The organism is Pseudomonas sp. P135 (assembly GCF_020312125.1).
GTDB classification, from domain to species: Bacteria; Pseudomonadota; Gammaproteobacteria; order Pseudomonadales; family Pseudomonadaceae; genus Aquipseudomonas; species Aquipseudomonas fragariae.
In genome coordinates this window covers 404,206-416,621 of the sequence record NZ_JAGPYR010000002.1, presented here as the reverse complement: position 1 = coordinate 416,621, position 12,416 = coordinate 404,206, and the positions used below count along the sequence as shown (strand labels likewise).

The window sequence follows — 12,416 nt, the reverse complement described above, 5'->3', positions numbered from 1 at the left end:
GCACAGACGATGCTGGGTTCGACACTTTGGCTGACACTGGCCACCCTCACCGGTCTGGCTGCCGGATTTGCCCGCGAATGGCTGTTGGTGGCGGCCTGGGGTGCCGGAGGCCAGAGCGACGCATTTCTGGTTTCGATGTTCCTGCCCGAGGCGCTGCGCATGTCACTGGCGGCGGGCTTGCTTAGCGCCGCCGCCCTGCCCCTTTATCAGCAGCGTACCGCTGAACGGCAACAGCGCTGGCTGGGAGGCATGGCACCGCGTCTGTTACTGACCGGGCTGGCAGTGAGCGTCGTTCTGCTGTCGGGCGCCGGTGGGCTGGTGCGCCTGATCGGTCCGGGGCTGGATGCCGACGGCTACGCGCAGGCCGCCAGCGGCCTGCGCTGGCTGGCCTGGTGCGCACCAGGCTTCATGCTGCATGCGCTGTTTTGCGTACCGCTGCAGGCTCGCTCGCGCTTCGTGCTGGCCGGGCTCGGCTCGCTGCTGTTCAACCTGCCGCCGGTCATCTACCTCGCCGCGTTCAGCCATGCCTCGACGTCGACCGGGCTGGCCAGCGCATGCGTACTGGGTAGCGTGCTGATGCCGGGTGTATTGCTGCCAGCCCTGTATCGTTCTGGCTGGCGGCCCTGGCAGTGGCAATCGGAAGCCGGCGCAATGCGTGAGCTGTTGCAGCGCATCGGCCCGCTGCTGAGCAGCAACCTGGCCAGCCAGGGTCTCGCTCTGCTGGAGCGTATGGTGGCCTCGCTGCTCGGCGAAGGCGCGGTGACCTGGGTCAACCTGGCGCGCAAACTGATCAACCTGCCGCTGATTGCCTTGATGAGCCTGAATCAGGTGCTGCTCGGGCTGATGAGCGGCAGTGCCGGCGATCAGCGCCTGTCGCTGCTCAAGCGCGGACTGGGCAGCGCGACCTTGCTGACCTTGCCGGCGGTGGCCGGTCTGATCGGCGCGGCTGGCGCTCTGGTGACACTGTTGCTGCCCAATCAGACCCAGGGCGGGCCGCTGCCGGAACTGCTGGCCTGGTTTGCCGCACCGCTGATGTTCGGTGCCTGGAATGCCTTGCTGGCGCGCTATGCCTACGCCGCCGGTGACACACGCCTACCGCTCAACTGTGAGCTGATCGGCAGCCTGTGCAATGCGCTGCTGCTCGGCGCGCTGCCTTTTGCCTTCGGCCTGACCGGCATTGCACTCGCCGCGCTGGGCGGCGCACTGGTCACTGGCGTGCTGCTGATGCGCCGCCAGTCATTGCTGGATGTCTTGCCGTGGCGCAGCCACTGGTTGCTGGCCAGCCTGCTTATGGCTATCGCCGCCTTGTCGCTGCATCCATTGCACGACACCTGGCTGCAACTGGGCTTGAGCTGTGTTTACGGCGCGCTGCTGCTGGTCGGGCTGGCGTTATGGCTCAAACCGTGGCGCAACGTATCGGCCTGATCGGCCGCCTGGCGGCAGGCTTCCCTGAAGCGTTCCAGGCTCGGCGAGATGAACTTGTCGCGGTGCCTGATCATGAAGAACCGGCGATTGAGCGGCGGCAGCGGGCTGGCGAGCGTGCGCAACTGCCCGCTGGCCAGCAGGTCGGCGACCACACGACGGGACAGGCAACTGATGCCGATGCCTTGCGCGAGGGTGCGCATGATTGCTTCCGAGCTGCCTACCTGACGCATGTCCTGCAGGTCATGCAAATGCCTGAGCAGCAAGTGTTCGACCTCTTCGCGCGTCCCCGAACCCTGCTCACGCAGCAGCCACTCCGCGCTCTGCAGTTGGCCCAGTGACACGTGTTCCTGCCCGGCCAGCGGATGGGCGCAACCGGCAACGATGACCATTTCATCCACCAGCCATGGCTCGGCGATCAATTCCGGCAGATGACAGGGTGCCTCGATCAGCCCCATGTCGATTTCAAACTGCGCGACCTTGCGAGCAATCAGCGCGCTGTTGCCGATGTCCACATCGATGCGCAATTGAGGCGTCGAGCCGCGCAGTGCCCCGACGATCTGTGGCACAACGTAATTGCCGATGGTGCTGCTACTGCCGATACGCAGGCGAGCATTCAACGCCGCGTCGGGCAACAGAAAACTGTCCTCGATCTGCTGGGCGTTTTCCAGCATCTTCATGGCACGCGGCAGCAGTGCCTGCCCACTGTCATTGAGCACCAGCCGCTTGCCCACGCGGTCGAACAAACGCGTACCCAACGCGCTTTCCAGCTCGTTCAATGCCGCGCTGGTGGCTGACTGGGACAGCGCCAGAGCGCTGCCTGCGCTGGTGGTGCTGCCACAACGGGTGATCGCGCAAAAAATCTGTAATTGCCGCAGGTTGATTCTCAAGAGCGCCTTCTCTCGCCGAACAGATCTACCTGATAAACAGGTAGCGATGAGAGAGATTACCCGTTTAGAAGATTGACTGTCGATCCGTAGACTGATGGCACGTCCCGAAATCACCAGCAGGAGACTGTCATGAGCAGGCTCGCAATCCTCATCAAGGGCAACGCCCCCCTCGCCGCACTGACCAGCCCGCTGGAGGCGATTCGACAATTCACCCCCAACTGGTTCGCCGTGACCATGGGCACCGGGATTCTATCGCTGGCGCTGGCTCAACTGCCGGGTGGCCCTGCTCCGTTGCGCGCGGTGGGCGAAGCGTTGTGGTTCCTGAATATCGCCCTGTTCACGCTGTTCAGCGTGATGTACGCCAGCCGCTGGTTGCTGTTTTTCGATGAGGCACGTCAGGTCTTCGGGCACTCCACCGTGTCGATGTTCTTCGGCACCATCCCCATGGGCCTGGCCACCATCATCAACGGCCTGCTGGTGTTCGGGCCGGCACGCTGGGGCAGTGCCATTGTCCCGGTTGCCGAAGCCTTGTGGTGGCTGGACGTGGCGATGGCCATGGCGTGTGGGGTGCTGATCCCTTTCATGATGTTCACCCGTCAGGAGCACAGTATCGAGAAGATGACCGCTGTCTGGTTGTTACCGGTGGTGGCGGCCGAAGTTGCAGCGGCCTGCGGGGGATCGCTGACGACGCATCTTGCAGCCGCTGACTCGCAGTTCACGGTGCTGATCACCAGCTACGTACTGTGGGCTTATTCGGTGCCTGTGGCGCTGAGCATTCTGGTGATTCTGCTGTTGCGCCTGGCGCTGCACAAACTGCCCCACGAAAGCATGGCGGCGTCCAGTTGGCTGGCACTCGGTCCCATCGGTACGGGCGCATTGGGCATGCTGGTAATGGGCAGCGACGCCCCGGCGATCTTTGCCGCCCACGGCCTGGCATCCATCGGCACGGTGGCCGCCGGCATCGGTGTGGTGGTCGGTATGCTGTTCTGGGGGCTGGGTCTGTGGTGGATGGCGCTGGCCGTGCTGATTACGCTGCGCTACGTGAAACAGGGTATCGGCTTCAATCTGGGCTGGTGGGCATTCACCTTCCCGCTCGGGGTGTATGCGCTGGCGACGCTCAAACTCGGTGCTACCCTGCATCTGGGCTTCTTCGATGTCTTTGGCACGTGGCTCGTCGCGCTGCTGGCACTGATGTGGTCGGTCGTGTCAGTACGTACGCTGGCCGGCGCCTATCGGGGTTACCTGTTCGTCTCGCCCTGCATCGCAGCACAAGGATGTGTCCGCCGGTAAGTTCCCTTGAACTTACCTCTGCGACACGGCGCCTGAGAAGAATATCTTCATGACAGAGAGCCTTCATGCCCACCTCAGCATTTTCCGCCAGTAACTTTTCCGGCAACCACGCAGCTCGCGACGAAAACATCGTCATCAATTCCTACACCACCGTGCTGCGCAGGACGGGCGTTCCCCATGAGCTGTTCGCGACCTACTGGCGCGACGTTCATGGCCCGCTGTGCGCCAGGCTTGAAGGCCTGGGCTGGTATGTTCAGCATCACCTGACGCGGGAAAAGGACGGCCACCTGTGGCCGGTCATCGAAGGCGTTACGGCATTGCCGGGCTACGTGCTGGACGGTGGCGTGGAGATCGGTTTTCTGTCCGCCGAAGCGCAGAAACAATTCAAGGATGCCAGCGCCCTGCTGTTCTCCGACGAGCAGAACATGTTCGAAGAAACCATCGCCTATGACGTGCCGGATGGCTCCAGCACACTGGTGGATCGTCTGCCTGACCCGATTCCCAACGAAACCGCCACACAGGACAAGATGCATCTGCACTTTCATCTGGCCAGTGATAACCTGCCTGCGGCCCGCAAGGCCATTGAGCAGCTCGCCCGTGACATGGCCGCTTCCGATGCGGTGCTGAAACTGCGCCTGCACCTCGCGCAACCTTACGATAACGCCAAGCCTGCACCGCCTGCGCCGGATGTTAATCATGAGGTCGAAGAGTCGCGCTTGAATATCGTCATGATGGAGTTGGTGTTCGAATCGGCCTGGACGCGCAGGACCTATTACGCCAGTGAACACTTCAAGGCGATCACCCAAGGCCTCAGCGAGCATGTCCGCTACATCACGCCGTTCGGTGTCAGCGGTGTCTACACCTATGTGCGCGATGCGCTGATGACCACCGCGGGCGTGCGTGGCAGCAGGCAGGCCGAGCTGATCCGTCAGTTGGGCGCGATCAACCAGACCCGGTCCGAGATCGAAAGCCTGTTTGGTGCGCCATCGACTTTTTGAAACACATGTGACCCGCACGTCTGCTTTAACCGGCACGATTCGGAATCGTGCTTTACTCAGCAAAATGGATTTGGGTGACGCCTGTGAAAGCTCTGACGACTCGTGAGGTGTATCAGCAACTGCGGGATGCTGCGATGGGTACACGGTCGCTGAAACTTATCGGTACACCCTCCGGTTCCGGGCTGCAACAGGTCGAGATCGATGGCTGGCTAATGTCGCTGGAAATCACTGAAGGCAGCCCGACCCGCTGTCGGGCATGTCGCTGTCCGTTGGGTCGGGAGGGCTCGTTCGAAAGCTGGCTGCGCACTGATCCGGTGAGTTTGCTCAGTGGCTGGGAGCACGCGCAGATCGAGCGGTTGCTGGGTGAGGCGGCAGCCGGGCAGCCTGGGCTCGATCAGGTTCCGGGGCAGTCACCTGAATCTCAATGAGCGGTGCTTAATGTTCCAGATTGCGTTTGGCCAGGGCACCTCATGTTCCGCATGGTAATGCCTTTCGTGATGCTCCGCGTCACACGGCGGCTCTGCGACTTCAGGTGGATTGGGGCTCGACACAGACTCTCGTTCCCACGCTCCGCGTGGTAATGCAGTTCGTGACGCTCCGCGTCACACAGCGGTTCTGTGACATCAGGTAGATTAGAGTTCGACTCAGGCCACCTTTTCGCCCCTCGGCGACTCACTTTGAGGGACCAAAGTGAGCAAAGTCCTTAGCTCCGTTTCCGGCCCGACTTCGTCGGGTTCCTTCGTCCTGTCACTGATCCGGGGGTCGCCGCAACGGGCCCTCCATGGCCCGGTGCGGCTAGCCTGGCGTCCTGCCAGGCTACCCCCGAATCAGCGCCAGGACTCAGCCGTCACTTACGTCGCACTCTGCGTCGTCAGTGCCATCGTGGTTGAAAAGCGCTTTTGCGGCAGTGGCTGCGGGCAGCGCATGACTATCGTTCCTCACGCTCCGCGTGGGAATGCAGTTCGTGACGCTCTGCGTCACACAGCGGTTCTGCGATTTCAGGTGGACTGGGGTTCGACTCAGGCCTCCTTTTCGACCATCAGCGAGTGATTTTGATGAGGCTAAAGTAACCTCACACTCTGTGCCGTCAGTGCCATTGTGATTGAAAAGCGCTTTGCCTGGGCTCAGCCCATTGCTGAATCGTTTAACTCGGCGTTAAATGGCCACTCAGACGATAGGCAACACCATAATTCCAATAATTACAGAAGGACCACCACCATGAAATCCCTTCCTCTGCTCGTAGGCCTCGGCGCCCTTACAGCCGCTTCCAGTGTGTTTGCCTGGGATTACGTGCTGCTCGACACCGACAAGGCTGCGCAGAATCAGCAGATCACCAGTCAGCAACTGGGCGTCAAGACCGACAAGCCGTTCACTGTCACGATGCGTACGCTGCATGGCGGTCGTCAGGAAGGCGTGAGCATCATCGATATCGACAACGGTACGATGAAGCTGTCGGTCGTCCCGACCCGCGGCATGAACGTGCTGCAGGCATCAGTCGGCGATGTGCGTATGGGCTGGGATTCGCCGGTCAAGGACGTGGTCAATCCGGCCTTCATCGAGCTCAATGGCCGCGGCGGATTGGGCTGGCTGGAAGGTTTCAACGAGCTGGTAACCCGCTGCGGCTACGAGTGGGTGGGCCATCCGGGGATGGACAACGGCGAGCTGCTGACCCTGCACGGCCGTGCAGCCAATATTCCGGCGAGCAAGGTGACACTGCAGATCGACGAAAAACCGCCGTACGCGATCCGCCTCAAGGGTGAATTGAAGGAGCAGGCGTTCAAGAAGGTCGACTTCTCGGTGCAGACCGAACTGGTCACCGAGCCCGGCAGCACGAGCTTTTCGCTCAACGATACGCTGACCAACAATGGCGACTATCCGAAAGAATACCAGGCGCTGTACCACAGCAATTTCAGCACGCCGTTCCTCGAGCAAGGGGCGCGTTTCGAAGCGCCGGTCAAGCAGGTTTCGCCGTTCAACGACAAAGCCAAGGGTGATCTCGGCGACTGGCAGACCTACCGCGCGCCGACGCCGGATTACGACGAGACGGTCTACAACATCGTGCCTTACGGTGATGCCAAGGGTGACACGCTGACCGTACTGCACAACAAGGCTGGCAGCCTGGGCGTGTCGGTCGGTTTCAATACCAGGCAGTTGCCGGTGTTCTCGCTGTGGAAAAACACCGACACCAAAGGCCAGGGCTACGTCACCGGACTGGAACCGGGGACCAGCTTCTCCTATAACCGCCGCTTCCAGCGCCCGCTGAACCTGGTACCAACCATTGCCCCGAAAGAGCAACGTCAGTTCCAGATCAGCTACAGCCTGCTGGCTGACAAAGGCGCGGTCGACAAAGCCCTTGGGCAGGTCAAGAGCATTCAGGACGGTCGCGAGACCGAAGTGCGCAAAGAGCCGCTGGTGGACCTGAGCAAAGAGCAATGATCGTTATCTGACGATTTTTCAACGCCGCGCTGAAACAGGGCCGGGTGTCGACGCAAGCCATTACGTCGACATCCGGCCCTGCTCGTTTCGGTGGTAAAAAATTCTCACAACACTTGAGGTTTTCGCCTGTCTACACCCTCTCAACCCTTCGAAGACGAGCATGCACATGAAAATCCTGATGGTTTTGACATCCCATGACCAACTGGGCGACACCGGCAAGAAAACCGGTTTCTGGCTCGAAGAGTTCGTCGCGCCGTATTACGCGTTCAAAGAGGCCGGTGCCGACGTTACGCTGGTTTCTCCGAAAGGCGGTCAACCACCGCTGGACCCGAAGAGCGATGAGCCCGACGCGCAGACCGAAGACACCAAGCGTTTCTCCAAAGATGCAGATGCGCAGAAAGCACTCGCTAACACCGGCCTTCTGTCTGGCGTCAATGCTGCCGATTTCGATGCCGTGTTCTACCCGGGCGGTCACGGCCCGCTGTGGGACCTGGCTGAAGACAAGCACTCCATCGCTCTGATCGAGGCATTTGCCAAGGCAGACAAGCCACACGCAATGGTCTGCCATGCACCTGGCGTATTGCGTCACGTCAAAGCAGCGGACGGCCAGCCACTGGTCAAGGGCCGCCGCGTCACAGGCTTCACCAACAGTGAAGAAGAAGCGGTCGGCCTGACCAATGTCGTACCTTTTCTGGTCGAAGACACGCTCAAGCAACTGGGCGGTGACTACTCCAAGGGCGACGACTGGGGCGTTTACGTATTGACCGATGGCAAGCTGGTAACTGGCCAGAACCCGGCCAGTTCGGCGCAGGCAGCCAAAGACCTGATCACGCTGCTGAGCTGATCGATGTGTGCGGTTCGGCGTCCGACGCGATCAGCATCGGGCAACGGACCGCGCGTCATTTAAATCGAATCTTGCACACGCCACACTGACCAATAACCACACCCCTCGACAATAAGGAATACGGTCATGGCTGATGAATCCAAACGCGAAGACCTCGATCACAAGCCGGAAAACGCCGGCAAAGTGGGCGAGAAGAACAAACAGCTCAATCAGCAGGGTGAACAGGCCCGACCTGCCACCTCTCCCGACCCGCAGAAAGACAAGTCAGGCAACTGACGCCGCGTCAGAGCAAGCCGCGCTCGGCACACACCTTCACGACTTGTTCACGCAGCCAGCCACTGGCTTCGTCTCGATCCGCCTGGGCGCTCCACAGCATGTCCAGACTGAAGCCGGGCAAGTCAGGTGGCAGTTCGAATACGCAAATCCACGGCTCATTGCCCAGCAGCGTCTGAATACGGCGTGGCAGAACCAGAATGAAATCGGTGCCTTCCAGCAATTGCAAAGCCGCCCGGTAGCTGTTGGCGCGCGCGACGATGTGGCGCTCAAGCCCCTGGCGCTGCAGCCAGCCATCCACCATGTTGGTGTCGGACGTCCACGGCGTCGGGTAGACATGACGGTGCCGGATGAAGGTTTGCAGGTCGATCAGGGCGCTGCGCGGCGCGAACCGGGAGTCCATGATGCAAACCAGATCATCCTCCATCAACACCTGCGAAATCAGGCTGTCCGGGACTCGGTGAAAGCCAGGCCCGAAGCACAGGGCGAGGTCAAACAGACCGTCGTTCAATTGCTCGGCAGGCAACTGCTTCTCCAGCTTTTGCACATTGACCGTCACCGAGAAGCCGGCTGCAACGAAGTCACGCAGCAAATGCGGCAATACCAGCAGCTCGAAATACTCAGGCGCGCAGACCGTGAAGGTGGTCTGTGCGCGAGTCGGGTCGAACAGATCGAGACCGTCATGACACAGGTTGACCGAGCGGAGAATCTGCTGCACATGGTCATGCATGGCCAACGCCTTGCGGGTCGGACGCATGCCGTTGCGGGTGCAGATGAACAGATCGTCCTCGAAGTTGGCACGCAGCTTTTTCAGGCAGTAACTGACCGTCGACTGGCTGACATGCAACGCTTCCGCGACCAGGGTCAGGTTGCGCTGCTCATACACCGAGACAAAGACCATGAGGTCCTGCATGTCCAGCTTTCTCAGGGCATTACTGTTAAGCATCAAGGCATCTCGCTGGCGCAATGACCGGGCGGTCAGGTCAACGCGCACAAGATAGCATCAAAATGCAATCATTCAGCCTGTCTGCCAGTGATGACAGGTCCGCCGAGTGCGTCGCGCAGATGATCAGCATAACGTCGAGGGTCGAGTCGCACCACCATCAACAGCATGATCACGACCAACGCCATCAGTGACCACCATGCACCCGCAAAGCTGCCCGTCAGGTCACGAATCACTCCGGCAAGCAGCGGCGACAGGCTGGCGATCAGATAACCCACGCCCTGCACGAATGCCGTCAGGCTGCCCGCCTGCTGCGGATCATCGCAATGATCCATGGACACGATCAGGCTCATCGGAAAAAGACCGCCAATCCCCAAGCCCAGCAGGCATGCCCACAGCAGGCCCAACTGCTGCGGCATCAAAATCAGCCCGGCAAAGCCGGTCATCATCAATATCAGCAGCACAACCAGCGCCACGCGCTTATCGCGACTGCGGTTGGCCAGCGCCGGAACCAGCAGACCCGATACGACCTCCATCAGGGTCAGAAAGCCCAGCAGTAACCCTGCACCCTGCTCACCCCAGCCGTTTTCCAGATAATAGGGCGCCAGCCAGGCCAACACACAGGTATAGGACGCAGTGCCAAGACCGAAGAAAATCCCCAGCATCCAGGCCCGAGGCATGTGGAAGAAGGTCTGCCGGTGCCCTGCAGCGATTGACGCGTCGGACTGCAACACGTGCCGCTGGGCAAACCAGAAGCACATTGCCAGAAGAGCCAGTAGCGACCAGACCGCCAGGCCGACGCGCCAACTGCCACTGCTGCTCATTAGCAGAGGGCTGAATGAGGCGGCCAGCGCGGCCCCGCCCATAATCGCGGTCACGTACAGCCCCATGTACAAGGAGACGTCGGCCTTGAAGCGCGATTTGATCAACGCGGGCATCAGCGCCTGAATCAAGGCAATACCCAGACCCGCCAGCACAGCGCTGAAAATCAGTTCGGCAGCAGAATCGAGAAACAGACGCGCCAGGGTTGCCAGACCGATAAGCGCCAGTGAAAGCATGATGCTGCGATACGAACCCAGGTAACGAGCAATGCCCATGCCGAAAAACATGGCCAGTCCCATGGCCATGACCGGCAGCATGGTCAGCAACGACGCCGTCCCGAAACCCAGCGGGACGTCCAGACGAATCGCCACCAGCAATGGACCGACCGCGGCCATCGACGGGCGCAGGTTCAGCGCCACCAACAGGACACTGATCATCAACCCCATATTCTGAACCGCCGAGCCACGCATCTGCATACCGTCACCATCGCTATTGATGGTCATGATTAGGCCGGGCGCGTGCTCAGGTGACAAATCAAAATCTGGGCCGTGCTATCTAAAAATCAGTTCACCCATGCCACAGGCAGATTTCAGGCATTCTGCCGACGGCAGCCGCAGGATTCTGCACCCTCGGTCTGTGCGGTTTCAGGCTCAACCACCTCATCCACGCCCAGCCACCAGGTCAGACCGCGACACGGGTATTGCACATAGAACGGCTGGCCCATCATCGGCGTGGCGATCGAGACATTCTGCTCCCAGGCCAGGGCCAGAATGCGATCGAACGGTTCGTGCCAGGCATGCATCGACAGGTCGAAGGTGCCGTTGTGGATCGGCAGCAACCAGCGACCGCGCAGGTCCAGGTGCGCCTGCAGCGTCTGCTCGGGCTGCATGTGCACATCGGGCCACTCGACGTTGTAGGCGCCGGTTTCCATCAGGGTCAGGTCAAATGGTCCGTATTGCTCGCCAATGGTTTTGAAACCATCGAAGTAACCGCTGTCGCCACTGAAGAAGATCCGTTGATCGCCATCGATCATCACCCAGGACGCCCACAAGGTGCGGTTGCTGTCGAGCAGCGTACGCCCCGAGAAATGCTGCGAGGGCGTGGCGACGAACTCGATGCCCGCCACCTCGGTCGACTGCCACCAGTCCAGCTGACGCACCTTGTGCGCAGGCACGCCCCACTCGATCAACGTATCGCCCACGCCAAGCGGCGCCAGAAAGTGCTCGGTCTTTTCGGTCAGCGCCTTGATGGCCATGCGATCGAGGTGATCGTAATGGTTGTGCGAAAGAATCACCGCCTTGATCGGCGGCAACTCTTCGAGGCTGATCGGCGGCTGATGAAAGCGCTGCGGGCCAGCCCACTGCACGGGCGAGGCACGCTCGGCAAACACGGGGTCGGTCAGCCAGAACTGGTCGCGCAGTTTGAGCAGAACGGTCGAATGCCCCAGGCGGTAAACAGTGTTGTTCGGCGCTGCCAGCAACTGTTGACGCGACAGCGGCTGTACCGGAATGTCGCCTGCCGGGCGTGTGTCCTTGGGCTTGTTGAACACCTGATCCCAGAAAATCCCGAGCGTGCGCAGCAGACTCGACGGCTTCATGGCCGCATGATTGCGGTATCGCCCTGCGTGGCGGGACAAGACAGGCAGTGAAGAAGCGTACTTTTTCTGATGTGTCGAGGCCATGGTTCGCTGACTCCTGGGGGCAGGTTGAGGCTCCAGCCGTGCATTCTTCGTACGTGATCCTGTTGCAGGATGTCCGAGGGAAAATATGTAACAGTGTTTTACACTACACGGTGTAGTTTTAAGCTTGCATGATCCTTGGCGACAAGTAAACTGCTGAGTGTAATTTTCTCTAAACGCACGTTTGAAGCGAACCTAATGACCGAACCCATGCGCCTTACCGATCAGAAACGCGAATCCATCGTCCAGGCGGCTATTGCCGAATTCGGCGATCGTGGCTTCGAGATCACCAGCATGGACCGGATCGCCGCGCGGGCCAAGGTTTCCAAGCGTACGGTCTATAACCATTTCCCCAGCAAGGAAGAACTGTTCGCCGAGATGCTGCAGCGCCTCTGGAGCTGCGCCCCGCCGCAGGCTGAGGTGGTTTTTCGCCCGCAAATCGGGCTGCGCGAGCAGTTGCGGGAATTGCTGTGGGGCAAGATGCGCAATCTGACCAACAGCCACTTTATCGACCTGGCCCGCGTGGTGGTCGGCGCCACCATTCACTCACCCGAACGGGCTCAGGTGTGGATGGCGCGTATCAATGAACGAGAAGAAACCTTCAGTGCCTGGATTCGCGCCGCGCAGAAGGACGGCCGCCTGAAGCCGGTTGACCCGGCCTTTGCCGCGACGCAAATGCATGCATTGCTCAAGTCGTTCGCGTTCTGGCCGCAGGTGACGTTCAGTGCTGCATTGCTTACCCCCGAGGAGCAGCACACGGTGGTCGAATCGACGCTGGACATGTTTCTCGGCTGGTACGAAATAACCCGCTGACGCTGAA

The 12,416-nt window shown here is 60.5% G+C and carries 12 protein-coding genes; 8 read left to right on the top strand and 4 right to left on the bottom strand.

All coding sequences use genetic code 11. The features are described 5' to 3' along the window. Window positions 1-9 precede the first annotated feature (9 nt). Window positions 10-1,425, top strand: coding sequence for a lipid II flippase MurJ (locus KBY08_RS04395; protein ID WP_024661220.1), 1,416 nt, complete (start codon window positions 10-12; stop codon window positions 1,423-1,425). Here the strand turns inward: KBY08_RS04395 and KBY08_RS04390 are convergent. Next, on the bottom strand, window positions 1,359-2,312 hold the full coding sequence (locus KBY08_RS04390; RefSeq protein ID WP_111522255.1) for a LysR family transcriptional regulator: 954 nt from the start codon (window positions 2,310-2,312) through the stop codon (window positions 1,359-1,361). The two genes, KBY08_RS04395 and KBY08_RS04390, sit on opposite strands and share 67 nt — an antisense overlap. Window positions 2,313-2,441: 129 nt before the next feature. Between KBY08_RS04390 and KBY08_RS04385 the strand changes: the two genes are divergently transcribed. The 6 genes from KBY08_RS04385 to KBY08_RS04360 all read left to right on the top strand — a co-directional run bounded on the left by KBY08_RS04385 (window position 2,442) and on the right by KBY08_RS04360 (window position 8,156). Next, the gene (locus KBY08_RS04385; protein WP_024641749.1) at window positions 2,442-3,602 is read left to right on the top strand and encodes a TDT family transporter; all 1,161 of its coding nucleotides are present in this window, start codon (window positions 2,442-2,444) and stop codon (window positions 3,600-3,602) included. A gap of 65 nt (window positions 3,603-3,667) precedes the next feature. Beyond that, a complete protein-coding gene (locus KBY08_RS04380) occupies window positions 3,668-4,600 on the top strand; it encodes a hypothetical protein (RefSeq protein ID WP_024641750.1) in 933 nt (310 codons plus the stop codon). 83 nt (window positions 4,601-4,683) lie between these two features. Next, window positions 4,684-5,028: a hypothetical protein gene (locus tag KBY08_RS04375; RefSeq protein WP_024641751.1), complete on the top strand. Its 345-nt coding sequence runs from the start codon at window positions 4,684-4,686 to the stop codon at window positions 5,026-5,028. 790 nt (window positions 5,029-5,818) lie between these two features. Further along, window positions 5,819-7,036: an aldose 1-epimerase family protein gene (locus KBY08_RS04370; protein ID WP_003403753.1), complete on the top strand. Its 1,218-nt coding sequence runs from the start codon at window positions 5,819-5,821 to the stop codon at window positions 7,034-7,036. 166 nt (window positions 7,037-7,202) lie between these two features. Then, window positions 7,203-7,880, top strand: coding sequence for a type 1 glutamine amidotransferase domain-containing protein (locus tag KBY08_RS04365; RefSeq protein WP_024642312.1), 678 nt, complete (start codon window positions 7,203-7,205; stop codon window positions 7,878-7,880). 126 nt (window positions 7,881-8,006) lie between these two features. Further along, window positions 8,007-8,156, top strand: coding sequence for a hypothetical protein (locus tag KBY08_RS04360; RefSeq protein ID WP_002554136.1), 150 nt, complete (start codon window positions 8,007-8,009; stop codon window positions 8,154-8,156). Window positions 8,157-8,163: 7 nt separating this feature from the next. On the opposite strand, the gene KBY08_RS04355 is transcribed toward KBY08_RS04360, so the two are convergent. From KBY08_RS04355 to KBY08_RS04345, 3 genes are all read right to left on the bottom strand, one after another. Next, on the bottom strand, window positions 8,164-9,099 hold the full coding sequence (locus KBY08_RS04355; RefSeq protein ID WP_024642313.1) for a LysR family transcriptional regulator: 936 nt from the start codon (window positions 9,097-9,099) through the stop codon (window positions 8,164-8,166). 68 nt (window positions 9,100-9,167) lie between these two features. After that, entirely contained in the window at window positions 9,168-10,394 is a 1,227-nt protein-coding gene (locus KBY08_RS04350) for a cyanate transporter (protein ID WP_111522262.1), read from the bottom strand. A 113-nt stretch (window positions 10,395-10,507) separates the two neighbouring features. After that, window positions 10,508-11,599, bottom strand: a complete 1,092-nt coding sequence (locus KBY08_RS04345; protein ID WP_011268359.1) for an MBL fold metallo-hydrolase — start codon at window positions 11,597-11,599, stop codon at window positions 10,508-10,510. A 195-nt stretch (window positions 11,600-11,794) separates the two neighbouring features. Between KBY08_RS04345 and KBY08_RS04340 the strand changes: the two genes are divergently transcribed. Further along, entirely contained in the window at window positions 11,795-12,409 is a 615-nt protein-coding gene (locus KBY08_RS04340; RefSeq protein WP_003403760.1) for a TetR/AcrR family transcriptional regulator, read from the top strand. Window positions 12,410-12,416: the final 7 nt, after the last annotated feature.

Coding starts and splice junctions, on each gene's coding strand:
- KBY08_RS04395 (WP_024661220.1), top strand. CDS start 10: ATGCTGGGTTCGACACTTTGGCTGACACTGGCCACCCTCACCGGTCTG.
- KBY08_RS04385 (WP_024641749.1), top strand. CDS start 2,442: ATGAGCAGGCTCGCAATCCTCATCAAGGGCAACGCCCCCCTCGCCGCA.
- KBY08_RS04380 (WP_024641750.1), top strand. CDS start 3,668: ATGCCCACCTCAGCATTTTCCGCCAGTAACTTTTCCGGCAACCACGCA.
- KBY08_RS04370 (WP_003403753.1), top strand. CDS start 5,819: ATGAAATCCCTTCCTCTGCTCGTAGGCCTCGGCGCCCTTACAGCCGCT.
- KBY08_RS04365 (WP_024642312.1), top strand. CDS start 7,203: ATGAAAATCCTGATGGTTTTGACATCCCATGACCAACTGGGCGACACC.
- KBY08_RS04360 (WP_002554136.1), top strand. CDS start 8,007: ATGGCTGATGAATCCAAACGCGAAGACCTCGATCACAAGCCGGAAAAC.
- KBY08_RS04355 (WP_024642313.1), bottom strand. CDS start 9,099: ATGCTTAACAGTAATGCCCTGAGAAAGCTGGACATGCAGGACCTCATG.
- KBY08_RS04350 (WP_111522262.1), bottom strand. CDS start 10,394: ATGCAGATGCGTGGCTCGGCGGTTCAGAATATGGGGTTGATGATCAGT.
- KBY08_RS04345 (WP_011268359.1), bottom strand. CDS start 11,599: ATGGCCTCGACACATCAGAAAAAGTACGCTTCTTCACTGCCTGTCTTG.
- KBY08_RS04340 (WP_003403760.1), top strand. CDS start 11,795: ATGACCGAACCCATGCGCCTTACCGATCAGAAACGCGAATCCATCGTC.